We start from the raw sequence: 23,529 nt of genomic DNA on the forward strand, positions 1-23,529 counted from the left end.
TCGCGGCTGGAAGCCGACGGGACCGAGTAGTCGCCGCTTACAGTTGCGGGGCCGCGCCAGCATGGCATCGCGCCGGCTCCAAGGGGGAGCCGGTGCATCACGGCCGTTTCGGCCTGGGAAACGACGCTCAAGGCAGGTCCGGGCTCACCTTCCAGTCGCGCAGCTTGTAGACGGTGCCCGGACGCGGACGTGGCATGTCCGAGCCCTCGCGCATGCGGCGCTTGAAGCTGTGGATCGGGGTGGCGAGATCGTCCACCCGCACCTCCACCACCGAAGGGCCGTCATAGGCGAAGGCGGCGTCGAGCGCCGGACCGAGCTCGTCCGGCTTCTCGACATAGATCCCCTTCAGGCCGAGCCCACTCGCCGCCGCGGCGAAATTCGGATGGCAGCTCTGGCTCTCCAGCAGCGCCGACTGCACGTTCTTGAAGAAGATCTCCTGCCAGAGCTGGATCCAGCCGAGCCGGCCATTGTTCAGCACCACATTGACGACCTTCTGGTTGCGCTGCGCCTGCGTCGCCAGTTCGCCGATGGTGTAGGAGAATGCCCCGTCGCCGGCGACGGTGACGATGCGGGTATCCGGCCGGGTCTCCGCCGCGCCCACGGCGGCGGGGGTGGAATAGCCGAGGCCGCCCTGTCCGCGCGCATAGAGGAACTGGCGGCCGGCCCGGCGCGCCGGGATGTAGTTGGCAATCCAGCCGGCGGAGAAGCTGGCGTCGGACACCACGATGTCATCGGCGCCGAGCCGCGCCGCCACCTCCGCCATCACCCGCGCCGGGTGCAGCGGCAGTTGCTCGCTCTCGATCTCCACGCGCTTCTGCCGCTCGCCCTCGGCCTTCACCTCGACGATGCGCGCCTGCCAGTCGGGGTGCGATTGCGGCTCCAGCCCGGCATTGAGCAGGATCAGCCCCTCGCGCACGTCGCCGAGCATCGCCACCGTCGGCAGGAAGGTGCGGCCGTGCTCGTTAGGGTCGCAGTCGATGGTGATGGTGGCCTGCTCGGGCAGCGGCAGCGTCCAGTTCATCGCAGTGTTCTGGCTGGCCTTGGAGCCGCACCAGATGATGAGATCGGCCTCCTTGACGAGCTCGATCGCCGCCCAGGACCCCAGCGGATTCAGCGCGCCGGCGGCATAATCCGCCGTCTCCGGTACGGCGCCGCGCCCGGTGAGGCTGGTCACCGCGAGGCCGCCGAACTTCTCGGCGAAGGCGGTTGCCTCGGCACAGGCGTCGGCGCCGTGGACGCCGCCGCCGAACACCACCGCCGGTCGCTTCGCCCGCTCGATCAGCGCCACCGCCTCGGCGACCGCCGTACCGGTGGGCGCGGAGCGCAGGAAGGGCGCATGGATCGCCCGCTTGTCGATGCCGATCCTGATCTCCTCCTCGTTCCACTCCGCGTCGAAGATGTCGTGCGGAATGATCAGCGCCACCGGGCCGGGGCGCGGCGAGGTGGCGACGCGGAAGGCGGTGCGGATCATCTCCGGCAGCGCCGTCCGCGAGGGCACCAGCCAGCTGTCCTTGGTGATGGTCTTGAAGAAGGAGAGCTGGTCGAAGCCCTGCGAGGCGATGCCCTTCTCCTTGAGGGTGAGCCAGTCCAGCGGCAGCTCGCCGACAATGCCGATCATCGGCACCGAGGCGTTGAGCGCCTCGATGAAGCCGGCCGGCAGCAGGTTGGCTCCCGGCCCGACGGTGACGTCGCACACGCCCGGCTTGCCGGTGAGGCGGGCATAGGCATCGGCGGCATAGGCGGCGTTGCGCTCATCGCGCATCAGCACATGGCGGATGCGGTCGGTGCGGCGCGAGATGCCGTCATGCAGCGCGGTGGTCTGCCCGCCCGGCATGCCGAACACCAGCTCGACGCCATAGCGCGCCAGCATCTCGGCGACGAGATCACCCATATGGGACATGGAACTCTCCTTGGGATGGAAGGGCGCGCGCCTTGGGTGCGACAAGCAGGTGGCGCGAGCGGCAGCGGCGACGGGAGGCTGCCTTGTTCATGGCATAATTCAATAAGATATGAATTTCGTCAATGTCTAATTTCATTGTATACTGGCAAACGCCACAATCGATCACCCCGCCGAACGCGCGGGGGAAGTGCGTATGATCGGCGCGGCGAATCGCGGATGCAGCGGGAGTTCGGAACGAGCATGGCAAAGCGGGGCGCGCGCGAGGGCGCGAGGATTCCGGCCGCCGGGGATACGGGCTTCGCGCTCGACCCGGTGCTTGCCGCCGCCTGGCTCTATTACGAGGAGGGACTGAAGCAGGACGAGATCGCCGGCCGCTTCGGCATCTCCCGCGCCTCGGTGTTCAACCTGTTGCAGAAAGCCCGCGACGAGGGGGTGGTGAGCGTCGCCATCAATCTCGACCGCATACAGGGGCTGCGGCTGTCGCAGGCGCTGTGCGCCGCGACCGGCTTGGCGGAATGCTATGTGGTGCCCGCCGACGGCAATGGGCGGCCGGTGATCGAGCGCATCGCCGGGCTGGGCGCGCGGCTGCTCGAGACGCGCATCGGCGCCGACAGCGTGCTCGGCGTCGCCTGGGGGCGCACGGTGATGGCCTTGTCGAAGGCACTCGCTACGCTCAACCTGCCGGGCACCACCATCGCCCAGATCACCGGCAGCGCCATCGGCACCTATGATTTCTCGCCCGAGCTGTGCACCTCCAACATCGCGCTGAAGGTGGGCGGGCGCTGCGTCAACATGCTGGCTCCGGGCATCGTCTCCAGCCCCGAGATGAAGCAGCGGCTGATGGAGGAGCCCATCGTCGCCCAGCATTTCGCCCTGCTGCGGAACTGCGACCTCACCCTGTTCGGCGTCACCGATCTCGGCGAGGGCACCTCGCTGATGCACAGCGGCTTCATGACCGAGCCGACGCTCGCCGATTATCGGGCGCACGGGGCCGTGGGCTTCGTGTCGGGCTATTTCCTCGACCGCGACGGCCAGCAGGTGCGCACCGAGCTCGACGACCGGCACGTGTCCATGCCGCGCGAGGATTTCCTGGCGGTGCCGACCCGCATCTGTGTCGGGGGCGGCCCCTCCAAGGTGGAGGCGATCGCGGCGATGCTGCGCGGCGGCTACGCCGATGTTCTGGTCACCGACGAGGACACCGCCGGCGCGGTGCTGGAGGTCAGCTCACGATGAAATGCAGCCGCGCCTGGTCGGTGCGGTAGACGGCGGTGTAGTATTCCACCGGCTCGTCGGTCTGCATGTAGGTGATGGATTCGATGGCGATCACCGGCGCCCCCTTGGGGATCGCCAGCAGCCGTGCCTGCTCGGGCGTCGCGGTGACGGCCTCCAACCAGCGCTCGGCGCGCTTCATGGTGATGCCGTAGCGCCGCGCCAGGGTGTCGTAGAGCGAGCGGTTCTGCATCGGCACCTGCTCGAAGCCGGGCGTGAGCCGCAGGTTGATGAAGGTGTAGACGAGGATGCGCGGCATGCCGTCGACGCTCAGCACCCGGTCCAGCGCCACCACCGGCTCGTTCGGGCCGAGCCGCAGCATCTGGCGGACACGCTCGTCCGGCGTCACCAGTTCCTGGCGCAGGATGGCGCGGCTCACCGAGTGGTTGGTGTGGTGCAGCTCGCCGGAAAAGCCGATATTCGAGCCGAGGAAGCCGTGATCGTCGCGCTTGGGGGCGACGAAGGCGCCCTTGCCTTGCAGCTTATAGATGACGCGCTCGGACACCAGCTGGTTCAGCGCCTCGCGCACCACGGTGCGAGAGACGCCGAAACTGTCGCACAGCTCGGATTCGGAGGGCAACCGGGCGTTTTCCGGCAATTTCTCGGTGACGATCAGCGTCAGCAGCGCCGACTTCACCTGCGACCAGAGCGGCAGGCCGGAGCCGTTGTCGCGCAGGCCGTTGTCCCGCTCCGCCAGTGCTTTCAGCGTCGGCACCAGATGGGTCTCGGTCCGCGGCGCGCGGCGACGTACCTCGTTCATCACGTCCTTCCCGGCAGAAGATGCCGCGTGGCGATCACATGGGCGGTCGCCGCCACTTCCTGCGCGATGCGCTCCGCCGACCAGTCCAGCACCTCGCCGACCACCGCGCCGAGCTCGTCGAGCGATTCAGGCGTCGCATGGCCAAGCAGCGCGATGTGGGTACGGCGAAGCACCATGTCCTCCAGCCGGACCACGCGCTCCTCGCGGGCGATGGCCGCTATCTCCTGATACGAATAGTCGGCAAGCGTCGTCAACGGAATTTCACGTTGCGGTGCAAAGCCTTCGAGGCGTTTTGCCGCTGCGGTGCCGTAACGGTCGAACAAGGTGCGCGCCCGCGCTGGGGTCAGGTCGAAGCGGTGGGCGAGTTCGGCGACGTAGCGCGCGCGGTCGGCGGGCCAGCCGGCGCCGCCGCCGATGGCGATGCCGGCGGTGGAGCGACGCCGCGCTTGGCCGATGCGCGCGAGCACCTCGTCGGCGATCTCCTCGGCGCAGGCGCGGAAGGTCGTCCACTTGCCGCCGACCAGCGACAGCACCGGGAAGGGACGATCCCCCTGCGGCGGAAAAGTGCGGAGGGAGTGATCGCGGCTGATGGCGCCGGCCGTCCCCTCGCTCGCCGGCAGCGGTCGGATGCCGGCATAGGTGTGGACGATCTGGCCGCGATCCAGCCGGATGGCAGGCATCGCCATCTCCATCACCTCGAACAGGTAGTCGATCTCCGTCTCCGAGCAGACCGTGTCGCCGGGATCGTCGGTGCGCAGATCGGTGGTGCCGACCAGCACATGCGTGTCGTCCAGCGGATAGGCGAGGCAGATGCGATGATCGGGCGTCTCGAAATAGATCATGGTGTCGGCGAGGCTCTCGACGAAGGCGCGGTTGCGCACCACCAGATGCGAGCCCTTGGTGCCGCCGATCAGCCTCTCATTGATGCCGAAGCGCCCGTCCACCTCGTCGACGCGGGCGCCGGCGCAGTTCACCACCAGCTTCGGCGTCACCGCGAAACGCTCGCCGGTGAGCGCGTCGGCGAGCAGGATGCGTCCACCCTCGCGGCCGATCACGGCCAGATAGGTGGCCGCCTGCGCCTCGGGGCACATCTGCTCGGCCTGTGCGACCAGTTCGAGGCCCAGTCGCTCCGGCGCGGTGAGGCGGGCGTCGTGATATTCGGCGACGTAGCGTGTCGACGACGCCAGCGCCGGCATCTGCGCGCGGAACTCGCGGGCGGGCACCATGCGGTGGTTGGGCATGGTCTGGTCGCGGCGGTTGAACAGGTCGTAGACCCGGAGCCCCAGCGCGACGACGAAGGCCCCCTTCGGCCCCGGCGTGCGCACCCAGCCGAGAAAGCGGCCCACCGAGGCGAGCGCGCCGCTGAAGCGGTTGGCGATCGGCACCCGCACCCGGATCGGCCGCACCAGATGCGGGGCGTCGAGCAGCAGGCGGTTGCGCTCCTCGACGGATTCGCGCACCAGCGCGAACTCGCCGATCTCGAGATAGCGCAGCCCGCCATGGATCAGCCGCGAGGAGGCGGCGCTGGTCGCCGAGCAGACATCTCCCATGTCGACCAGCAGCGAGGGCACGCCCTGCACGGCGAGATCGCGAAACACGCCGATGCCGTTGATGCCGGCGCCGATGATCAGCACCTCCGGCCCGGAACGCCCGCGCCCGGGGCCCGAACGCAGGGCATCGAGAATGACGTCGCGGGACAACATGGCACGCTCCTCTGAGGCTCGGACGAGCGGACCGGCCGCCGGCCGGAGGACCGCGACAATCCGCCGTAACTTATAATGACAAGTTAGAACGACCACATCGCACGAGACCTGTCAATCGGCGCGTGTTTGCGTTACGAGAACATTGCGATGCAGCATTATAAAGCGATGCGAAAGACATTGACGACGCAAATCCCGGCGATATGATCAAACATGTAATTACGTGTTGAGCTTCGGCAAACGAGGCCGCGCCGGCGATTGCCGGCACCAGGAGGACGCCATGAGGGAACGCCTGATCGGCATCGATGCCGGCGGGACGATGACGAAGGCCGCCTTGTTCGATCTCGACGGTCGCGAGCTGGCCTGTGAACGCCGCCCCAACCAGATGCTCTTCCCCGGCCCCGGCCACACCGAGCGCGACCCCGAGCGCATGTGGCAGGCCGCCTGCGAAGCCATCGCCTCGGTGCTGGAGGTGACCGGCACCTCGCCGGACGACGTGGTGGGCGTCTCCTGCTCCGGCTATGGCAGCGGCATCTACCTGACCGACCGCGAGGGCGACCCCGTCCGCCCCGGCGTGGTCTCCACGGACAGCCGCGCCGCCGATCTCGTCGCCGGGTGGGAAGGCAACGGCCGCGCCGGCGTCACCGCCCGGCGCATCCAGCAGCGGGTCTGGCCGGGTCAGGCCATCGCGCTGATGGCATGGTTCTCCCAGCACGAGCCGGAGACGGTGGCGCGCACCGAACGGGTGCTGTTCTGCAAGGACTTCCTGCGCGGGCGGCTGTGCGGCGACTTCTCCACCGATCCAACCGATGCCGGCATCGCCGGCGCCATCGACGTCGAGAAGGGGGACTATGCCCGTGAGGTGTTCCGCGACCTCGGCATCGCCGCGTGGCTCGACGTGATGCCGGAGATCGGCCCCTCCGCCGAGGTGGTCGGCCGGGTGACGCAGGGCGCTTCGCGGCAGACCGGCCTCAAGGAGGGCACCCCGGTGGTGCGCGGGGTGGTGGACGTCGCCTCGGCGGCACTCGCCTCCGGCGTCGTCTCCCCCGACCGGCTGTCGATGATCGCCGGCACCTTCAGCATCAATTCCACCTTGCACGACCAGCCGCGCCTGTCGGTGCCGCCCTTCCTGCAGATGCCCTATCCGGTCGGCGGACAGGTGCTGGCCACCGAGGGCGCGGCCACTTCCGCCTCGAATTTCGAGTGGTTCTGCCGCGAGATCCTCGACGCCGAGGCGGCGCGGGCGCTCTCCAGCGGCATCTCGGTCTACGACGTGTGCAACGACTATGTGCGCGACGCGCTCGACCGCGAGAACGACATCCTGTTCTTCCCCTATCTGTTCGGCGGGCCGGGCGGGGCGCCGGCAGGGCTGCTCGGGCTGAAGCGCTCGGACAAGCTCGGCGACGTGCTGCGCGGCATCTTCGAGGGCATCGCCTATGCCCACCGCGTCGATATCGAGCGGCTGCTTTCCGGCTATGACGCGGCCAGGCCCACCACCATCCGGCTCGCCGGCGGCGCCTCGCGCAGCGCCATCTGGGCGCAGATGTTCGCCGACGTGCTCGGCCTGCCGGTGGAGGTGACCGACGGCACCGAACTCGGGGCACAGGGCGTCGCCATCGCCTCGGCGGTCGCCATCGGCGCCTACAAGGATTTCGACAGCGCGATCAAGGGGATGGTACGGGTGCGCGAGCGGTGGGAGCCCTCCACGGTTCGCCACGCCGCACATGCCACGAAATATGCCCGTTTCCTCGGCCTGACCCACGCGCTGGCGCGGGACTGGACCCGATCCTGATCGCCTGAAAAGGCCCGCCGGGCCATCCGATACCGCCCGCACGCGCAGCGGCCCGTCCGCGCGAGCGATCCCTCGCGTCCGCATTTCGAGGCACCCATGTCGTTGTCGCTCCAGGATATTTTCCTCACGGTCGGTGGGCAGGACCATCTGTGCGGCGTCGACCTGACCTTGGAACGCGGCACCGTCAACGTGCTGCTCGGCCCGACGCGCTCGGGCAAGACCTCGCTGATGCGAGTGATGGCCGGGCTTGACCCGCCCACCAGCGGGCGCCTTTTCGCCGACGGACAGGACGTCACCGAGCTGAACGTGAAGAAGCGTTCGGTGGCGATGGTCTACCAGCAGTTCATCAATTATCCGGCGCTCACCGTCTACGAGAATATCGCCTCGCCTTTGCGGGTGCGGAAGGTGCCGAAGGCGGAGATCGACGCGCGGGTGCGCGCCGCCGCCGCGCTGCTCAAGCTGGAGGCGCATCTCCAGAAGACGCCGCTCCAGCTTTCCGGGGGCCAGCAGCAGCGCTGCGCCATCGCCCGCGCCGTGGTGCGCCGGGCCGATCTGGTGCTGCTGGACGAGCCGCTCGCCAATCTCGACTACAAGCTGCGCGAGGAGTTGCGCGAGGAGCTGCCGCGCATCTTCGCCGAGACCAACGCCATCTTCGTCTATGCCACCACGGAGCCGGCCGAGGCGCTCATGCTCGGCGGCAACACCGCCTGCCTGTCGGAAGGGCGGCTGCTGCAGTTCGGCCCGGCGGCACAGGTCTATCGCCGGCCTGTGGACCTCGCCGCCGCGCAGACCTTCTCCGATCCGCCGATGAACATCGCCTCCGTCGAGAAGCGCGGGGCGAGCCTCGTGCTGGCGGGCGGTGCCGCGGTGCCCGCCGGCGGGCCGCTCGCGGGGCTGGCCGACGGCGCCTACCGGCTCGGCGTGCGTGCCCATCACCTGCGCCTCGCGCCCGGAGCGGGGACGCTGGCCTTCACCGGCACGGTGGACGTCACCGAGATCACCGGCTCGGAAAGCTACATCCACATCCATGCGGGCGCGCTGCGCTGGGTGGCGCTGGCGCCGGGCGTGCACGAGCTGGTGCCGGGCGCGCCCATCGTCGTGCATGTCGATCCGGCGCGGATGTTCGTCTTCGATTCCGGCGGGCGCGTGATGATCGCGCCCGACAGCGCGGCGCCTGGCGCGCCGCTGCGCGTGGGAGGCTGACCATGGCACGCATCGAACTCGTCGACCTGGCCCACGCCTACTGGCCCAGCGCGCAGCTCTCCGACTACGCGCTCAAACCAATGACCACCACCTGGCGGCAGGGCGGCGCCTATGCGCTGCTCGGGCCCTCCGGCTGCGGCAAGACCACGCTGCTCAACATCATCTCCGGCCTCGTCGTGCCCTCGCACGGAAAGGTGCTCTTCGACGGCACCGACGTCGCCCGCCTGCCAACCGAGCGGCGCAACATCGCGCAGGTGTTCCAGTTCCCTGTCGTCTACGACACCATGACCGTCTACGAGAACCTCGCCTTCCCGCTGCGCAATCGCGGGCTGGACAAGGGCCGCGTCGATGCGCGGGTGCGCGAGATCGCCGCCCTGCTCGACCTTGCCCCGGACCTGCAGCGTCGGGCGCGGGGGCTCGGGGCCGACGCCAAGCAGAAGATCTCGCTGGGGCGCGGCCTCGTGCGGCCGGATGTGGCCGCGGTGCTGTTCGACGAACCGCTGACCGTCATCGACCCGGCGCTGAAATGGGAGCTGCGCTCCAAGCTGAAGGCGCTGCACCGCGCCCTCGACATTACCATGATCTATGTGACGCATGACCAGACCGAGGCTCTGACCTTCGCCGACACGGTGGTGGTAATGCACGATGGCGGCATCGTGCAGTCCGGCCGGCCAGACGAGCTCTACGACCGCCCCGCCCACACCTTCATCGGCCATTTCATCGGTTCGCCGGGCATGAACCTCATGCCCGCCGAGGTGGACGGCGCCCGCGCGCGGGTCGGCCAGGCGGTGATCGGCCTCGCCCGCCCCTATGCGGCGCTGCCGGTGGCGGCGCGGGTGGAGATCGGCATCCGGCCCGACCATCTGCGTCTCACCTCGGGGCCGGGCCACGCGGTGCGCGTCGAGCGGATCGAGGACCTCGGGCGGGTGCGCTATGCGCGCATCGCCTTCGAGGGCCAGCGCCTCGCCGCGGTCGTGCCGGAGGGCGAGCCGCCGCCGACCGGGCCGGAGGCGCGCATCGCCTTCGATCCCACACAGATCCACGTCTATGCCGACAGCCGGCTGGTGGTGTGAGCCATGACAAAGCCCTTCGACAACCGCGCCTGGTTCTTCGTGCTGCCGGTGTTCGCGCTGGTCGCCTTCAACGCCATCCTGCCGCTGATGACGGTGGTGAACTACTCGTTCCAGGATTCCTTCGGCAACAACCAGTTCTTCTGGAACGGCACCGGCTGGTATCTGGAGCTGCTCGACCCCTCGAGCGAGCTCGGCGGACGCTTCCTCGCCGCGCTCGGGCGCTCCACCGCCTTCTCCCTCGCCATCCTCGCCATCGAGGTGCCGCTCGGCATCCTAGTGGCGCTGTGCATGCCGCGCCACGGCACCCAGCTCGCCGTCGGGCTGGTGGTGATGGCGCTGCCGCTTCTTGTCCCGTGGAACGTGGTCGGCATGATCTGGCTGCTCTACACCCGATCCGACATCGGGCTGTTCGGCTGGCTGATCAACTGGGCGGGGGTCGACTTCAACCCCACCAGAAACGTCGCCGACGCCTGGGTGGTGCTCATCGCCATGGATGTGTGGCACTGGACCAGCCTCGTGGCGCTGCTCTGCTTCGCCGGGCTGAAGTCGATCCCCGACGCCTATTACCAGGCGGCGCGCATCGACGGCGCCTCGCGCCTCGACGTGTTCCGCCGCATCGAGCTGCCCAAGCTCGGCCGGGTCCTGATGATCGGCGTGCTGCTGCGCTTCATGGACAGCTTCATGATCTACACCGAGCCCTTCGTGGTGACCGGCGGCGGACCCGGCAACGCCACCACCGTGCTGTCCATCGACCTCGTGAAGATCGCGCTCGGCCAGTTCGACCTCGGCAAGGCCGCCGCCATGTCGATCGTCTACACCCTCATCGTGCTGACGGTGTGCTGGGTGTTCTACACGGTCCTCGTCACCCGCGACAGCCAGACCTCCGACAGTCAGGAGCCCCGGTCATGACCCGCCGGATCGTCTTCTACGCCTATCTCATCTGCCTGATGCTGCCGCTCTACTGGCTCATCAACCTGTCCTTCAAGGACAATGTCGAAATATCGACCACGATGACGCTGTGGCCGACGCAGCCGACCCTGAAGAACTACACCGTCATCTTCACCCAGCCGGAGTGGTTCGACGGCTTCGTGTTCTCGCTCACCTATGTGACGCTCAACACGCTCATCTCGATCAGCGTCGCCCTGCCGGCCGCCTATGCCTTCTCGCGCTACACTTTCCTCGGCGACAAGCACCTGTTCTTCTGGCTGCTGACCAACCGCATGGCGCCGGCGGCGGTGTTCGCGCTGCCCTATTTCAACCTCTACTCCTCGATCGGGCTGTTCGACACGGTGTGGGCGGTCGCACTCGCCCATTGCATCTTCAACGTGCCGCTGGCGGTGTGGATCCTGGAGGGCTTCATCTCCGGCGTGCCGCGGGAGATCGACGAGACCGCGCGCATCGACGGCTATCCGTTCCCGACGTTCTTCGTGAAGATCTTCATGCCGCTGATCGCCAACGGCATCGGGGTGGCGGCGTTCTTCTGCTTCATGTTCTCGTGGGTGGAACTGCTGCTCGCCCGCACGCTGACCAACAGCAAGGCGATCTCCGCGATCATGACGCGCTCGGTCTCGGCCTCCGGCATCGACTGGGGCCTGCTCGCCGCCGCCGGCGTGCTCACCCTCATTCCCGGCGCGCTCGTCATCTGGTTCGTCCGCAATCACATCGCCAAGGGCTTTGCCCTCGGGCGGGTGTAAGGAGGCTTTGATGGACGGCTTTTTCGCCCATTTCGCCGAGGCCACCGCCTGGATGGCCTGGACCTGGCAGACCGGCCTGTTCTTCCTCGCCCTCGCCGCCACCCTCGTGGTGATGACGACGCTGGCGGCGACGCGGCCGGAGGTCGCCCGTACCGGCGTGCTCGACTTTCCCACCACGCGCGGCGACCGGCTCTTCGTCGCCCTGCTCACCGCCGCCTTCATCCACCTCGCCTGGATCGCGCTCATGAGCACGGATCTCGTCTGGGCCACCGGCCTGTCGCTGCTCGTCGCGGCGGCGGTGTTCCGCTGGGTCTGACCTCTTCGTTCACGCCCCGCAATTCCAAGGCCGGCGCCAGCGCCCAGCGCCGGTCATTCATCACGAGAGGCGCAGTCACTAGGTTCCAAGGAAACGACCATGCAGACAGTCTCGCGCATCTCAATGGCGGCACTTCTCGTCGCCCTGTCCGTACCGCTGTCCGTCCCTCTCGCCCGTGCCGACGATGCGGCGGCGAAGAAATGGATCGACAGCGAGTTCCAGCCCTCGACCCTGTCGAAGGACGACCAGCTGAAGGAAATGCAGTGGTTCGCCGAGGCGGCCAAGCCCTATAAAGGCATGGATATCTCGTTCATCTCGGAATCGCTGACCACGCATGACTACGAATCCAAGGTGCTGGCCAAGGCCTTCGAGGAGATCACCGGCATCAAGGTGAAGCACGACATCGTCCAGGAGGGCGATCTTGTGGAGAAGCTGCAGACCGCTCTGCAGTCCGGCAAGTCGGTCTATGATGGCTGGATCAACGATTCCGACTTCATCGGCACCCATCCGCGCTACAACCAGACCGTCAACCTCTCCGACTGGATGGCCGGCGAGGCAAAAGACGTCACCGACCCGATGCTCGACCTGAAGGACTTCATCGGCAAGTCGTTCACCTCCTGGATCGACGGCAAGCTTTATCAGCTTCCCGACCAGCAGTTCGCCAATCTCTACTGGTTCCGCTACGACTGGTTCACCCGCCCCGACATCAAGGAGAAGTTCAAGGCAAAATACGGCTACGAGCTCGGGGTGCCACTCAACTGGTCGGCCTATGAGGATATCGCCGAGTTCTTCACCAACGACGTCAAGGAAATCGACGGGGTGAAGGTCTACGGCCATATGGACTATGGCAAGAAGGACCCCTCGCTCGGCTGGCGCTTCACCGACGCCTGGCTGTCCATGGCCGGCAATGGCGACCGCGGCCTGCCCAACGGCAAGCCTGTCGACGAATGGGGCATCCGCCTCGAGGGCTGCAACCCGACCGGCTCCTCGGTGGAGCGCGGCGGCGACACCAACGGACCGGCGGCCGTGTATGCGGTGAGCCGCTATCTCGACTGGCTGAAGAAATACGCCCCGCCGCAGGCCGCGGGCATGACCTTCTACGATTCCGCCCTCATCCCGGCGCAGGGCAACGTCGCCCAGCAGATGTTCTGGTACACCGCCTTCACCGCCGACATGGTGAAGCCCGGCCTGCCGGTGATGAACGCCGACGGCACGCCGAAATGGCGCATGGCGCCCTCGCCGAAGGGCGCCTACTGGAAGGACGGCATGAAGCTCGGCTACCAGGATGTCGGCTCGCTCACCCTCTTGAAGTCGACGCCGGTGGAGCGGCGCAAGGCAGCCTGGCTCTACCAGCAGTTCATCGTGTCGAAGACGGTGTCGCTGAAGAAGAGCCATGTCGGCCTGACCTTCATCCGCGAAAGCGACATCTGGGACAAGAGCTTCACCGAGCGGGCGCCCAGGCTCGGCGGCCTGATCGAGTTCTACCGCTCCCCGGCCCGCGTGCAGTGGACCCCCACCGGCGTCAACGTGCCGGACTATGCCAAGCTCTCGCAGCTCTGGTGGCAGAATATCGGCGACGCCTCCTCCGGCGCCAAGACCCCGCAGCAGGCGATGGACGCGCTCGCAACCGCGCAGGACTCGGTGATGGAGCGTCTCCAGCGCTCCGGCGTGCAGGGCGATTGCGGCCCGAAGCTGAACGCCAAGCACCCGATGGACTACTGGGTCGATCTCGCCAAGAAGGAAGGCAACCTCGCCCCGCAGCCCAAGCTCGCCAACGAGAAGCCCAAGCCCGAGACCATCGATTACGACACGCTGATCAAGAGCTGGCCGGCAACCCCGCCGCAGAGCAACTGACCTTGGGGCAGACCTCCTCGGAAGGCGGAGCCGGTCCCGGCTCCGCCTTCACCGTTCCCATTGCACGAACCGGCCCGCTGGACAAAATCCTGGCCGGACTGCACACCTCACTGCACTCACTGGACAGTCGGTCGCAGCGCCCGCAGCCACTCGCACCAGTCCTCCGCTCGACCGTGACGCCATCACTGGCCGAGCAGCCGCAGCAACCCTTCGCGCTCGTTGTCGGCGAAGGGAGCCGCCTTTCGCTGCACGCGATCGACGTTGACGGTCACCGCCCGGCCGGTCGCCGCCACCCGCCCGCCGTCGAACAGCGCCTGTCCGAACACCACCGAGGAGCGCCGCACCTCGATGATGCGGCAGGCGGCGTCGACCGTGCCGGGATAGTGCAGCTCGCCCATGAAATCGGCCTCGAGATGCACCAGCATGAAGGTGCGCTCATCGTTCCGAACCAGCGGGGTGCGTCCGGCGATGAAGCGGTTGCGGACATTCTCGAACAGCTGCAGGAAGGCGATGTTGTTCACATGGCCGTTCTGATCGAGATCGGCGATCCGCAGGCTCTCCTGGGTGAAGAAGTCGAAGGACGAACGCTGCTTGAGGTCGATGGCCGGCTCGGTCGTCTCGTTCATCGCGGATCCTCAATAGGTCGTCGGCCAGGTCGACAGGCGGTGCAGCCCGATGCCGCCGGAAGGCCGGCGCGCGTGCAGTGCCCGCATGCGGATCAGCCAGTCGCGTGTCTCGGTCGGCTTGATGACGTTCTGCGCCATGAAGGCATCGGCGAGCGCATAGGCCGAGGTGTTGCGGGTCAGCTGGGCTTCGAGCTCGGCATATTGCTCCGGCGTCTCGCCGGGCTTGAGCCGGTGCAGCACGTTCATCGCCGGCTGGCGACCCATGAGGCTGACTTCGGCGGTGAACCACGCCGCCATCTCGTCGCAATAGCCCGCACCCATGTTCAGATGCGCCTGCCCGTAGGACTTGCGCATGATGACGCTGAGCTTGGGCACCGTGGCCGCGCCGAGCGCCTGCAGGTAGTTCATGATCTTGCCCGGCATCTTCTGCCGCTCGCCGGCGGCGCCGACCATGAAGCCCGGCGTGTCGGCGAAGGTGATCAGCGGGATGTTGAAGCTGTCGCACAGCACGATGAAGCTGACGATCTTGTCGCAGGCGTCGGCGTCGAGCGCGCCGCCCTTGTGCATCGGGTTGATGGCGATGATGCCGACCACCTCGCCGGCGAGGCGGGCGAGGCCGGTGAAGGCCACCGGGGCGAAGCGCTCCTTCAGCGGGAACAGCGTGCCGGCATCGAAGACCACCTGCAGGATGCGGCGCACGTCATAGGTCCGCTTCGGGCTCTCCGGCAGGATGGCGAGCAGGCTCTCCTGGTCGCCGCCCGGCGCGCCGGCAGCGATGCGCGGCGGCAGTTCCTGGCCGTGCGAGGGCATGTAGGAGAGGAAGCGCTTGATGAGGTCGATGGCTTCCTCGTCGGTGTCGACCGCGCGGTCGACGACACCGGTGACGGAGGTCTGCACCTCCCAGCCGCCGAACTCACGAGGATCGCCCGCCTCGGCCAGCGCCACCGACGTGACGTGCTCGCTCGATACGGCCATCACCGCGCCCTTGCGCATGACGACGAAGTCTGACATCGAGGCGTAGAAGGACCCGTCGCCATAGGTGAGACCGAGGATCGCCGCCGCCCAGGGCGACGACCGGTCGCGCCAGAGCTCCGAGTGCTCGCCGGCGCGGTGCAGGCCCTGCGCGCCCATGATGTCGGGGATGCGCGAACCCGCGCACTCGTTCAACAGCACCAGCGGCACGCCGTTCCTGGCAGCGTTGGCCTTGGCGTGGTGGAACTTCTTGTCGCCGATCGCCGAAGTCGAGGCACCGAGCGTGGTGAAGTCGGCGGCGTGGACCACCACGGGACGGCCCTCGACGCTGGCACTGCCGCTCACATAGCCGTCGCCGGCCGAGCGCTCGCGGTCCTCGGGACGCACCGAGACCGCGAGCAGTCCCCATTCGGCAAAGCTATCCGCGTCGGTGAGACGGGCGACGCGCTCGCGTGCGTTGAGGATGTTCTGCGCGCGCCGCTCCTCGATGCGCTTGGCCGAACCCATGGCGAGCGCGCGTGCGCGGCGGGCTTCGAGTTCGTCGATTTCCTTCTCGAACGCCATGTCAGTCGATCCACGCGACGGTCTGCCCGGCGGCGACGGAATCCTTCTCCACCACCGGGATCTCGGCGACGCGGCCGGCGCGCGGGGCCAGCACGGGAATTTCCATCTTCATAGATTCGATCAGGAGCAGCTCCTGAAATTCCTCGACGGTGTCGCCGACGGCCACCAGCACCTGCCACACGGTGCCGGACACCTCGGATATCGCTGCGGTCTTCGCCATGATGCCGAACGTCCTATAGGAGATGATTGAGGAAAGTGCGGGTGCGCGGATTCTGGGGCTCGTTGAAAAGCTGCGCGGGAGGCCCCTCCTCGACGATGCGTCCCCCATCGGTGAAGCAGACGCGATCGGCCACTTCGCGTGCGAAGCCGATCTCGTGGGTGACCAGGATGCAGGTCATCCCCTCCTCCGCGAGCTGGCGGATGGTGTCGAGCACGTCCTTCTTTTTTTCGGGATCGAGCGCGGCGGTTACCTCGTCGAAAAGCATGACTTCCGGCCGGAGCGCGAGCGAACGGACGATGGCAACGCGCTGCTGCTGGCCGCCGGACAGTTCGCCCGGATAGCTCCGCGCCTTGTCCTCCAGCCCGACCTTTCGCAGCAAGGCCTGCGCTTCTTCCCGCACCTCGCGGCGCCTGCGGCCGAGCACCTGCACCGGAGCCATGCAGATATTGTCGAGCACAGTGCGATGCGGAAAGAGGTTGTACTGCTGGAAGACGATGCCGACGGCCCGGCGCAGTGCCGCCTTGTCCATGTTCGGATCGTCGACGCGAATGCCGGCGACCTCGATCGAGCCTTCGGTGATGGGGGTGAGCGCGTTGACGCAGCGCAGGAAGGTCGACTTGCCGGAACCGGACGGACCGATCAGGCAGATGGTCTCGCCGCGCGCCACCCGGAGGTTGAAGTCGCGCAACACGACCGTCGTCCCATAGGACTTGCCGACCATCTTGGCGGCCAGGATGGGCTCCCCGAGTGAATGCGCCATATCAGCCCCGCTCCGCGATCCGGCGTTCGAGATAACGGGTGTAGCGGGCGATCGGATAGCAATAGGAGAAGAACATGGCGAGGAGGATGAGATAGACGGGGATCAGGAGGTCCGAGCGCCCCTCCGCCACCTGCGCCGCCTGCGCCATCGCCAGCCCCTCCTGAATGCCGACGATGGAGATGATCGTCGTGCTCATGGTGAGGATGGCGTACTGGTTCATCCAGGGCGGAATGATCCGGCGCACCGCCTGCGGCAGGATGACGAGCAGCAATGTCTGCGTGCGCCCGAGCGAGAGCGCCTGTGCCGCTTCCCACTGCCCGCGCGGCAGCGATTGCAGAGCGCCGCGAACCGTCTCGGCGATGTTGGCCATCACCGGCAGCGACAGGCCGAAGACCGCCTTGATCCAGGCCGGAAAGGAGATGGTGATCCCGAAGACGCTGAACTGGAAGGGTACCAGCAGCATCACCGCGAAGAGCACCACGAGCCAGGGAGCATTGCGGAAGAACAGCACCGGCGGGCGGCAGATGCCGCGCAGCACCCGGTTCGGCGAGGAGGTGCCCGCGCCGAGAAGGACGCCGAGCACCGTCGCCACCATCATGGTCACAACGCTGACCAGCAGGTTGAACAGGAAGCCGGAGAAGATGAGCGGCGTCCATTTGACGGCCAGCTCGAACGCGCTCGCCTTCGAAGGGGCAAGGCCCTGCGCAAGGGCGGCCGAAGCCGTCAGGCAGCCCAGGACGACGAGAAGCGCCGAACGCGGGCCCAGCCGGCCGACATCGAAGACCCCTTCGCACGAAGGGCCGGTGAAGGCGGCGGCGAGAACCGAGACGGGACGCTTCGCGCTCATCGGCCGTATCCCGGCACGCGCAGCCACCGCTCCAGCTGCCACATGACGAGGGCGACGACCACCACGAGCGCCATGTAGCTGACGAGCAGCACCACCATCATCTCGCGCACATTCAGCACTTCCGACCAGATCTGGGAGCAGACCGACAAAAGCTCCTGCACGCCGATGGCGAAGGACAGGCTGGTGAATTTCACCAGCGCGACGAGGTTGTTGGTAAGCGAGGGCAGGCAAACCCGGAATCCCATCGGCAGGATGACATAGACGAACGCCTTGAAGCGTCCGTAGCCGAGCGCCTCCGCCGCCTCGATGGTCGCGCCCGGCACCGCCTCGATACCCGAGCGGAACACCTCGGCGTTGAAGGCGCCGGTGGCGAGCGACAACGAGATCACCGCCCAGCCGAAATTGGAGATCAGTGGCTCGCGCAGCCCCGGCGCGACTTCCACGGTCGGAAGCAGCGTGCTGAAGGCGAAATAGAAGAAGGCGAGTTGCACCAGCTGCGGCGTGTTGCGAAACGCCTGTACATAGGCATTGACGACCGTGCGGACGAAACGGTTCGGGCTCGTCTGTAGCCAGGCGCAGGCGACACCGATGACGACGCTCAGCGCAATGCACGAGGAGGCCAGCTCGATGGTCGTGCGAAAACCCGCCAGAAAGCGGCCCTGGTCATAGGAATCGTAGAGGACCGAAAAGTTGATTCCGTGGGCGTCGTTCAGCCAGCGGAAGAACTCGGCGACCGTGCCGTCCATCGCGGTTCACTTTCCTGCGGCGGCGCGGCAGAGATACGTGACTGATGATCAGTCGTTCTTATGCTTCTCGTGCATCTCGACGAGGTATTCGTTCGGCTTGATGCCCCACTTCTTCTCGAACTCGATCAGCCGACCGGCCTTGTGCCAGCCCTTCGACGTGTCGATCATGAATTTGCCGAACGGACCGTCGAGATCGGAGAGCTTCACGCCGATGATCCAGGGCTCGTTCTCCTCGGTCTCCAGCGGCATCTCGTAATCGGCCCATTGCGGGTCGCCGGCAGCGAGAGTGCCCTCGATCAGCGAGCTGTCGAACAGGAAAGCCACGCAGTTGCCGCCGAGCAGCGCCTTCTTGGCGTCCTCGACACCGGGGAACACCACGAGATCGGCACCGTAGTGCTGCGCCGTCGGGCGGTTGTAGTAGGCGCCCTGAATGGCGCAGACCTTCTTGCCCTTCAGCTGCTCCCAGGAGGTGAACTTCGCGGCCTTCGGGGCGAGGATGTTGCCGCCCGAAGCGTAGTATTGCGGCTCGATGGCGCCGACCACCTTGCGGCGGTCCGGGCGGTCGCCCATCGTCGCGATGATCAGGTCGATGCGCCCCTGGTTGAGGAATTCCATGCGGTTGGCGGCAGTGACCGGCACCATCTCCAGCTTGACGCCGAGCTTGTCGGCGACGTCGCCGGCCATGTCGATCTCCATGCCGACGATCTTGCCCGACGGATCGAGATAGCCCCAGGGCTTGTAGTCGGTCTTCACGCCGACGACGATCTTTCCGGCGTCCTTGATCCTGGCGAGCGTGTCCTGCGCGAGGGCAGGCTGGACCGCCAGTCCGAAGACCAGGGCGGCGAGTGCGGTAAAGCGTGTCTTCATAGTCCCCTCTTCGTTTTTGATGGACGCCGGCTTGAGCCGGCGCGGAAAGAAAGCAACGCCTCCCTACATGCCGATCAGGTCGGCTCTCTTCAGGATCGCCCCGAACATGCGGATCGAGGCGACATCCACCATGGTGCCGTCGACCTGGATGGCGCCAAGGCCCTGCGATTCCGCCTCCTTGTAGGCGGCGGCGAGCTTGCGGACGCGAGCCACCTCGCCGGCGTCCGGCGTGAACACATCGAGCGCCCAGTCGATCTGCGCCGGATGGATCGCCCATTTGCCGACGCAGCCGAGGGTGAGCGAGCGCGAGGCTTCCTCGATGTAGCCGGTGGGGTCGCGGAAATCGGCATAGGGGCCGTCGACCGGGTCGATGCCGGCGGCGCGGCAGGCCATCACCAGGCGGAAGCGCGAATAGTGCCAGACATCGCCCGGATAGGGCCCCACCTTGCCGTCCGGCTTGATCAGCACGCCCATGGAGGCGGAAAAGTCACCCATGCCGAAGATCAGGCATTCGAGGCGCGGCGAGGCCTTGGCGATCGCCTCGACGTTCTGCAGCCCCTCGACCTCCTCGATGAGCGCTTCGAGGCCGATGGACTTGGTCAGCCCGATATCCTGCTCGACCTGGTTCAGCAGCGTGTCGGCGAACAGGATGTCGGCCGGCGTCTTCACCTTCGTCAGCATGATCGTGTCGAGGTTTTCGCGCGCGCCTTCGACCACCTCGATGATGTCGCGATAGGCGTATTTCGTCGTGAAGTCGTTGATGCGGATGCAGCGCGTCTTGCCACCCCAATCCAGCGTGTTGAACGCCTCGACGATCTTCTTGCGCGCACCGGGCTTCTCGCTCGGCGCGACCGCGTCCTCGAGATCGAGGAAGACGTGATCGGCGGCCGAGGCGGCCGCTTTGCGGATCATCTTCTCGGAGGATCCCGGAACGGCGAGCTGGACGCGCCGCAGGCGCTGGGGACGAGTGGTCATGCTGCTGTCTCTGTGGTCTGGGAAGGCGCGGCACCGAAAACGTCGGCGGCGCGCAGTTCTTCAATGGCGGCGAGGGTGAGCCCGGCCTCGGCGAGCACGTCGTCGGTATGTTCGCCGAGAAGCGGCGCGCGATAGCGGATGGAGCCGGGGGTCTGCGTCATCTTCACCGGCACGCCGGCAAGCATGACCGGCCTGTCCATGCCCGGCTGCTCGACCGGCACGATCATCTCGCGGGCGGCGAAATGCGGATCGGCCATGATGTCGGCGACGTTATAGACAGGCCCGAAGGGGATGCGCCCGCCGAGAAGGGCGAGCAGTTCCTGCTTGGTCTTCCGCCGCGTGAAGCCGGAGAGGATATCGATCAGCGCGACGTGGTTGTCATAGCGCGCCTGCCAGGTGGTGAAACGCGGATCGGCGGGCAGTTCCGGCATGTCGAACAGCCGGCACAGTTCGCCGAACATCCGGTCGTCATAGGCGGTGATGGTGCAGGAGCCGTCGCGGGTCGGGAAGGTGCCGAAGGGGCAGAGGAAGGGATGCTGGTTGCCCTGCGGTGCCGGCACCATGCCGCCATAAGCGTATTGATGGAGAACGCGCTCACACAGGGCGAGGATCGAATCCACCATGCTGACGTCGACGAACTGCCCCTGCCCCGTCCGCCGCGCATGATGCACGGCACAGACGATGCCGAAGGCGGCGAACATGGCGGGAACGATATCGCCGATGCCCGGACCGATCTTCGTGGGCTCGCCTCCAACCTCCCCGGTAATCGCCATGATGCCGCCGAAGGCCTGCGCGACCACGTCATAGGCCGGCCAGTCGCCATAGGGGCTCGGCAGGGTGCGTGCGTCGCCGAAGCCGCGAATGGTGGCGTAGACGAGCCGCGGGTTTCGCTCGCGCAGGGTCTCGTAGGAGAGACCCAGCTTCTCCATCACCCCGGCACGGTAGTTCTCGACCACGACGTCGGCCCGATCGACCAGCTGGAGCAGCACCTTGCGCGCCGCTTCCTGCTTGAGATCGAGGGTAATGGATCGCTTGTTGCGGTTCACCGAGGCGAAATAGCCGGCATAGGCCTTCAACCCGTCCTCGGGGTGGAACGGCCCGAAGGTGCGGGTGACATCGCCTCCCGGCGGCTCGACCTTGACCACGTCGGCGCCCTGGTCGGCCAGCATCTGCGTGCAGTAGGGGCCGGCAAGGAAATGCGTCAGGTCGACGACCCTGAGGTCGCCGAGCGCCCCTGCCGGCGCGCCGCCGCTCACGCCGCCCCCCAGTGGCTGGCGCGCTTGACGAGCACCGTGCGCACGCACTCGCAAACGACGACGTCGTCCTGGTTCACCCCCCAATGCCTGAAGGTGACGAGACCGGCATCCTCGCGTCCGGCATCCTCCTTGGCGAGCACCTCGGTATAGGCATAGAGCGTGTCGCCGTGGAACACCGGCGACTTGAGGCGCAGCCCGGTCATGCCGATCTCGGCGAGCGCGTTCTCGGCGGTGTCCTGGCTCGCCATGCCGATGACCAGCGAGGCCGTGACGCCGCCAAAGGTAACGCGTCGGCCGAAGGGCGAGTCCTTCATCGCGTGCTCGTCGAAATGACCGGCGGCAGTGTTCATGACCAGATTGGTGATCAGCACGTTCTCCAGCGGCTCCACCGTCTTGCCGCGCGCGTGCCTCATCACCTCGCCGACGGTGAACGCCTCGAAATAGCTGTCTGGTGACGTGAGCGATGCGATCCTCATCTCACATCCTCCCGAGGATCTGGTCGGAGATGACGCGCAGCTGGATCTCCGAGGTGCCTTCGAACACCTTGGTGAGGCGCGCGTCGCGCCAGTAGCGCTCCACCGCGTGGTGAGTGGTGTAGCCGGCCCCGCCGTGGATCTGCAGCGCCTCGGAGGTCACCTTCTCCGCCATCTCCGAGGCGAGATACTTCGCCATGGAGGCCTCGCGGTCACAGCGCTCGCCGGTGTCGATACGGTCGCAGACATAGTGGACGAGCTGCCGGCAGGCCTCGATCTCCGAAGCCATCCTGGCAATCTTGAAGCGGGTATCCTGGAAGCTCGCGATCGGCTTGCCGAACTGGACACGTTCCTTGGCGTAGTCGACCGCGTCCTCGAGGCCGGCGCGCGCCACGCCGACCGCGCGGGCGGCCGTCTGGGCGCGGGCGGATTCGAGTCCCTGGGTCGCGTAATAGAAACCCTTGCCCTCCTCGCCGATCATGTTTTCCGCCGGGATGCGGAAATTGTCGAAGGCGAGCTCGTAGGTCTTCATCCCGAAATAGCCGATCTTCGGAATGGCCGAGCCTGCCATGCCCTCCGGGAACTCGCCCCGCTTCTTCTCGAAGATGAACATGGACAGGCCGAGATGCCGGCGCTCCGGCGGCGCCTTGGAGGTGCGCGCCACCAGGATGACGAAGTCCGCCTCCTTGGCGAAGGTGCACCAGTATTTGTTGCCGGTAACGAGATAGGAGTCCCCGTCCTTCACCGCGCGGGTGCTGATGGAGGCGACGTCGGACCCCGCGCCCGGCTCGGACATGGCGAAGGCGCCGATCATCTCGCCCGCCGCCATCTTCGGCAGGTAGTGCTTGCGCTGCTCCTCGCTCATCATGTGGCTGCCGACGAGCAGGTTGCCGCGCACGATGATCGAGCCGACCGACATCCAGCCGCGCGCCAATTCCTCCGAGACCAGGCAATATTCGAAGCAGCCCATGCCGAGGCCGCCATATTCCGACGGGATCAGGATGCCGAAATAGCCCATCTCGGCGAGCTTCTCGCGCAGCGACATCGGAATGTCGGCGCGTTCGGGGTCGAGCTTGTTGGCGAGCGAAATCACCTCGCGGCGGGTGAACTCGCGGGCGTGCTCCTGAATGTCACGCCGCTCTTCGGTCATGTAGGTCATTGGACGGTCACCTCCCGCGGCTCGAGGCGCGGGACCATGTTGGTGCGGACGAAGGAGATCACCCGCTCGCCCTTCTGGTTGAAACCTTCGGTGTGCCAGGTCGCGATGCCCATCATCGGGTTGGACGAGGAATCGCGAAGGGCGATCACCGTGCTTTGGGCGGTGAGCGTGTCGTCGGGATAGACCACGACGCCGTATTCGAGGTCGTCGACGCCGAGAAAGGCCCCGCCCACCTCCGACAGGTCCTCCACCGAGAGCCCGAGCACGAGGGTGAACACCATCAGCGGATTGACCGGCGTGTCGGCATGGCCGAGCGCGACGGCGTATTCGCGATTGAAGTACAGCGGATTGAAATGAAGCGTCAGCGTGGAGAACAGCGCGGCTTCGGAATGGCGCAGCGTCCGCCCCCAATGATGTTCGAAGCGCTTTCCCACTTCGAAGGCCTCGAAGTGGTTTCCCTTCGGCCTGAGCCGTGCCGATTTCAGGAAATCATTCGTCATTTC

Annotated in this window: 23 protein-coding genes; 8 read left to right on the forward strand and 15 right to left on the reverse strand. The window is 66.8% G+C overall.

Annotated elements, in window-relative coordinates; genetic code table 11:
• Nucleotides 1-127 precede the first annotated feature (127 nt).
• A complete protein-coding gene (locus AC1RU4_RS20275; RefSeq protein ID WP_492892946.1) occupies nucleotides 128-1,900 on the reverse strand; it encodes a thiamine pyrophosphate-binding protein in 1,773 nt (590 codons plus the stop codon).
• 240 nt (nucleotides 1,901-2,140) lie between these two features.
• Between AC1RU4_RS20275 and AC1RU4_RS20280 the strand changes: the two genes are divergently transcribed.
• A complete protein-coding gene (locus AC1RU4_RS20280; RefSeq protein WP_492892947.1) occupies nucleotides 2,141-3,133 on the forward strand; it encodes a sugar-binding transcriptional regulator in 993 nt (330 codons plus the stop codon).
• Here the strand turns inward: AC1RU4_RS20280 and AC1RU4_RS20285 are convergent.
• Both AC1RU4_RS20285 and AC1RU4_RS20290 read right to left on the reverse strand, forming a co-directional pair.
• Nucleotides 3,120-3,929: a GntR family transcriptional regulator gene (locus AC1RU4_RS20285; protein WP_492892948.1), complete on the reverse strand. Its 810-nt coding sequence runs from the start codon at nucleotides 3,927-3,929 to the stop codon at nucleotides 3,120-3,122. The genes AC1RU4_RS20280 and AC1RU4_RS20285 overlap by 14 nt on opposite strands.
• Nucleotides 3,929-5,632, reverse strand: coding sequence for a glycerol-3-phosphate dehydrogenase/oxidase (locus tag AC1RU4_RS20290; RefSeq protein WP_492892949.1), 1,704 nt, complete (start codon nucleotides 5,630-5,632; stop codon nucleotides 3,929-3,931). The genes AC1RU4_RS20285 and AC1RU4_RS20290 overlap by 1 nt, the downstream gene beginning before the upstream one ends.
• A 277-nt stretch (nucleotides 5,633-5,909) precedes the next feature.
• Here AC1RU4_RS20290 and AC1RU4_RS20295 point away from each other — a divergent pair, with 277 nt between their 5' ends.
• The 7 genes from AC1RU4_RS20295 to AC1RU4_RS20325 all read left to right on the forward strand — a co-directional run bounded on the left by AC1RU4_RS20295 (nucleotide 5,910) and on the right by AC1RU4_RS20325 (nucleotide 13,561).
• Entirely contained in the window at nucleotides 5,910-7,421 is a 1,512-nt protein-coding gene (locus AC1RU4_RS20295; RefSeq protein WP_492892950.1) for an FGGY-family carbohydrate kinase, read from the forward strand.
• A 96-nt stretch (nucleotides 7,422-7,517) separates the two neighbouring features.
• Nucleotides 7,518-8,624: an ABC transporter ATP-binding protein gene (locus tag AC1RU4_RS20300; RefSeq protein WP_492892951.1), complete on the forward strand. Its 1,107-nt coding sequence runs from the start codon at nucleotides 7,518-7,520 to the stop codon at nucleotides 8,622-8,624.
• A 2-nt stretch (nucleotides 8,625-8,626) separates the two neighbouring features.
• On the forward strand, nucleotides 8,627-9,697 hold the full coding sequence (locus AC1RU4_RS20305; protein ID WP_492892952.1) for an ABC transporter ATP-binding protein: 1,071 nt from the start codon (nucleotides 8,627-8,629) through the stop codon (nucleotides 9,695-9,697).
• Between the two features lie 3 nt (nucleotides 9,698-9,700).
• On the forward strand, nucleotides 9,701-10,606 hold the full coding sequence (locus tag AC1RU4_RS20310; protein ID WP_492892953.1) for a carbohydrate ABC transporter permease: 906 nt from the start codon (nucleotides 9,701-9,703) through the stop codon (nucleotides 10,604-10,606).
• Nucleotides 10,603-11,391, forward strand: a complete 789-nt coding sequence (locus AC1RU4_RS20315; RefSeq protein WP_492892954.1) for a carbohydrate ABC transporter permease — start codon at nucleotides 10,603-10,605, stop codon at nucleotides 11,389-11,391. The genes AC1RU4_RS20310 and AC1RU4_RS20315 overlap by 4 nt, the downstream gene beginning before the upstream one ends.
• Nucleotides 11,392-11,401: 10 nt before the next feature.
• Complete coding sequence (locus AC1RU4_RS20320; protein WP_492892955.1) at nucleotides 11,402-11,707, forward strand: DUF2160 domain-containing protein; 306 nt, start codon at nucleotides 11,402-11,404, stop codon at nucleotides 11,705-11,707.
• 123 nt (nucleotides 11,708-11,830) lie between these two features.
• Nucleotides 11,831-13,561: an ABC transporter substrate-binding protein gene (locus tag AC1RU4_RS20325; protein ID WP_492892993.1), complete on the forward strand. Its 1,731-nt coding sequence runs from the start codon at nucleotides 11,831-11,833 to the stop codon at nucleotides 13,559-13,561.
• A gap of 182 nt (nucleotides 13,562-13,743) precedes the next feature.
• Here AC1RU4_RS20325 and AC1RU4_RS20330 read toward each other — a convergent pair whose 3' ends face one another.
• The 12 genes from AC1RU4_RS20330 to AC1RU4_RS20385 all read right to left on the reverse strand — a co-directional run bounded on the left by AC1RU4_RS20330 (nucleotide 13,744) and on the right by AC1RU4_RS20385 (nucleotide 23,526).
• Nucleotides 13,744-14,187 (reverse strand): acyl-CoA thioesterase, encoded by a 444-nt coding sequence (locus AC1RU4_RS20330; protein ID WP_492892956.1) that lies wholly within the window; start codon nucleotides 14,185-14,187, stop codon nucleotides 13,744-13,746.
• A 9-nt stretch (nucleotides 14,188-14,196) separates the two neighbouring features.
• A complete protein-coding gene (locus AC1RU4_RS20335; protein WP_492892957.1) occupies nucleotides 14,197-15,723 on the reverse strand; it encodes an acyl-CoA carboxylase subunit beta in 1,527 nt (508 codons plus the stop codon).
• 1 nt (nucleotide 15,724) lies between these two features.
• Complete coding sequence (locus AC1RU4_RS20340; protein ID WP_492892958.1) at nucleotides 15,725-15,943, reverse strand: acyl-CoA carboxylase biotin carboxyl carrier protein subunit; 219 nt, start codon at nucleotides 15,941-15,943, stop codon at nucleotides 15,725-15,727.
• Nucleotides 15,944-15,956: 13 nt separating this feature from the next.
• The gene (locus AC1RU4_RS20345; RefSeq protein WP_492892959.1) at nucleotides 15,957-16,703 is read right to left on the reverse strand and encodes an amino acid ABC transporter ATP-binding protein; all 747 of its coding nucleotides are present in this window, start codon (nucleotides 16,701-16,703) and stop codon (nucleotides 15,957-15,959) included.
• A gap of 1 nt (nucleotide 16,704) precedes the next feature.
• Complete coding sequence (locus AC1RU4_RS20350; RefSeq protein WP_492892960.1) at nucleotides 16,705-17,550, reverse strand: amino acid ABC transporter permease; 846 nt, start codon at nucleotides 17,548-17,550, stop codon at nucleotides 16,705-16,707.
• The gene (locus AC1RU4_RS20355; protein ID WP_492892961.1) at nucleotides 17,547-18,296 is read right to left on the reverse strand and encodes an amino acid ABC transporter permease; all 750 of its coding nucleotides are present in this window, start codon (nucleotides 18,294-18,296) and stop codon (nucleotides 17,547-17,549) included. Before AC1RU4_RS20355 ends, AC1RU4_RS20350 begins: the two co-directional genes overlap by 4 nt.
• A 48-nt stretch (nucleotides 18,297-18,344) precedes the next feature.
• Complete coding sequence (locus AC1RU4_RS20360; protein WP_492892962.1) at nucleotides 18,345-19,163, reverse strand: transporter substrate-binding domain-containing protein; 819 nt, start codon at nucleotides 19,161-19,163, stop codon at nucleotides 18,345-18,347.
• Between the two features lie 63 nt (nucleotides 19,164-19,226).
• Nucleotides 19,227-20,138, reverse strand: a complete 912-nt coding sequence (locus AC1RU4_RS20365) for an HpcH/HpaI aldolase/citrate lyase family protein (RefSeq protein ID WP_492892963.1) — start codon at nucleotides 20,136-20,138, stop codon at nucleotides 19,227-19,229.
• A complete protein-coding gene (locus tag AC1RU4_RS20370; RefSeq protein ID WP_492892964.1) occupies nucleotides 20,135-21,394 on the reverse strand; it encodes a CaiB/BaiF CoA transferase family protein in 1,260 nt (419 codons plus the stop codon). Before AC1RU4_RS20370 ends, AC1RU4_RS20365 begins: the two co-directional genes overlap by 4 nt.
• Nucleotides 21,391-21,870 (reverse strand): MaoC family dehydratase, encoded by a 480-nt coding sequence (locus AC1RU4_RS20375; RefSeq protein ID WP_492892965.1) that lies wholly within the window; start codon nucleotides 21,868-21,870, stop codon nucleotides 21,391-21,393. Before AC1RU4_RS20375 ends, AC1RU4_RS20370 begins: the two co-directional genes overlap by 4 nt.
• Before the next feature lies 1 nt (nucleotide 21,871).
• Nucleotides 21,872-23,026 carry an acyl-CoA dehydrogenase family protein gene (locus AC1RU4_RS20380; RefSeq protein ID WP_492892966.1) on the reverse strand — a complete coding sequence of 385 codons (1,155 nt, stop codon included), beginning with the start codon at nucleotides 23,024-23,026 and terminating at the stop codon, nucleotides 21,872-21,874.
• Nucleotides 23,023-23,526, reverse strand: coding sequence for a MaoC family dehydratase (locus AC1RU4_RS20385; RefSeq protein WP_492892967.1), 504 nt, complete (start codon nucleotides 23,524-23,526; stop codon nucleotides 23,023-23,025). The genes AC1RU4_RS20380 and AC1RU4_RS20385 overlap by 4 nt, the downstream gene beginning before the upstream one ends.
• Between the last annotated feature and the right edge of the window lie 3 nt (nucleotides 23,527-23,529).

The sequence above is a fragment of the Ancylobacter sp. GW821-FHT10E12 genome (genome assembly GCF_058809335.1).

Excerpts from the sequence above, each read along its gene's own strand:
- AC1RU4_RS20275 (WP_492892946.1), bottom strand. The coding sequence starts at position 1,900 with ATGTCCCATATGGGTGATCTCGTCGCCGAGATGCTGGCGCGCTATGGC.
- AC1RU4_RS20280 (WP_492892947.1), top strand. The coding sequence starts at position 2,141 with ATGGCAAAGCGGGGCGCGCGCGAGGGCGCGAGGATTCCGGCCGCCGGG.
- AC1RU4_RS20285 (WP_492892948.1), bottom strand. The coding sequence starts at position 3,929 with ATGAACGAGGTACGTCGCCGCGCGCCGCGGACCGAGACCCATCTGGTG.
- AC1RU4_RS20290 (WP_492892949.1), bottom strand. The coding sequence starts at position 5,632 with ATGTTGTCCCGCGACGTCATTCTCGATGCCCTGCGTTCGGGCCCCGGG.
- AC1RU4_RS20295 (WP_492892950.1), top strand. The coding sequence starts at position 5,910 with ATGAGGGAACGCCTGATCGGCATCGATGCCGGCGGGACGATGACGAAG.
- AC1RU4_RS20300 (WP_492892951.1), top strand. The coding sequence starts at position 7,518 with ATGTCGTTGTCGCTCCAGGATATTTTCCTCACGGTCGGTGGGCAGGAC.
- AC1RU4_RS20305 (WP_492892952.1), top strand. The coding sequence starts at position 8,627 with ATGGCACGCATCGAACTCGTCGACCTGGCCCACGCCTACTGGCCCAGC.
- AC1RU4_RS20310 (WP_492892953.1), top strand. The coding sequence starts at position 9,701 with ATGACAAAGCCCTTCGACAACCGCGCCTGGTTCTTCGTGCTGCCGGTG.
- AC1RU4_RS20315 (WP_492892954.1), top strand. The coding sequence starts at position 10,603 with ATGACCCGCCGGATCGTCTTCTACGCCTATCTCATCTGCCTGATGCTG.
- AC1RU4_RS20320 (WP_492892955.1), top strand. The coding sequence starts at position 11,402 with ATGGACGGCTTTTTCGCCCATTTCGCCGAGGCCACCGCCTGGATGGCC.
- AC1RU4_RS20325 (WP_492892993.1), top strand. The coding sequence starts at position 11,831 with ATGGCGGCACTTCTCGTCGCCCTGTCCGTACCGCTGTCCGTCCCTCTC.
- AC1RU4_RS20330 (WP_492892956.1), bottom strand. The coding sequence starts at position 14,187 with ATGAACGAGACGACCGAGCCGGCCATCGACCTCAAGCAGCGTTCGTCC.
- AC1RU4_RS20335 (WP_492892957.1), bottom strand. The coding sequence starts at position 15,723 with ATGGCGTTCGAGAAGGAAATCGACGAACTCGAAGCCCGCCGCGCACGC.
- AC1RU4_RS20340 (WP_492892958.1), bottom strand. The coding sequence starts at position 15,943 with ATGGCGAAGACCGCAGCGATATCCGAGGTGTCCGGCACCGTGTGGCAG.
- AC1RU4_RS20345 (WP_492892959.1), bottom strand. The coding sequence starts at position 16,703 with ATGGCGCATTCACTCGGGGAGCCCATCCTGGCCGCCAAGATGGTCGGC.
- AC1RU4_RS20350 (WP_492892960.1), bottom strand. The coding sequence starts at position 17,550 with ATGAGCGCGAAGCGTCCCGTCTCGGTTCTCGCCGCCGCCTTCACCGGC.
- AC1RU4_RS20355 (WP_492892961.1), bottom strand. The coding sequence starts at position 18,296 with ATGGACGGCACGGTCGCCGAGTTCTTCCGCTGGCTGAACGACGCCCAC.
- AC1RU4_RS20360 (WP_492892962.1), bottom strand. The coding sequence starts at position 19,163 with ATGAAGACACGCTTTACCGCACTCGCCGCCCTGGTCTTCGGACTGGCG.
- AC1RU4_RS20365 (WP_492892963.1), bottom strand. The coding sequence starts at position 20,138 with ATGACCACTCGTCCCCAGCGCCTGCGGCGCGTCCAGCTCGCCGTTCCG.
- AC1RU4_RS20375 (WP_492892965.1), bottom strand. The coding sequence starts at position 21,870 with ATGAGGATCGCATCGCTCACGTCACCAGACAGCTATTTCGAGGCGTTC.
- AC1RU4_RS20380 (WP_492892966.1), bottom strand. The coding sequence starts at position 23,026 with ATGACCTACATGACCGAAGAGCGGCGTGACATTCAGGAGCACGCCCGC.
- AC1RU4_RS20385 (WP_492892967.1), bottom strand. The coding sequence starts at position 23,526 with ATGACGAATGATTTCCTGAAATCGGCACGGCTCAGGCCGAAGGGAAAC.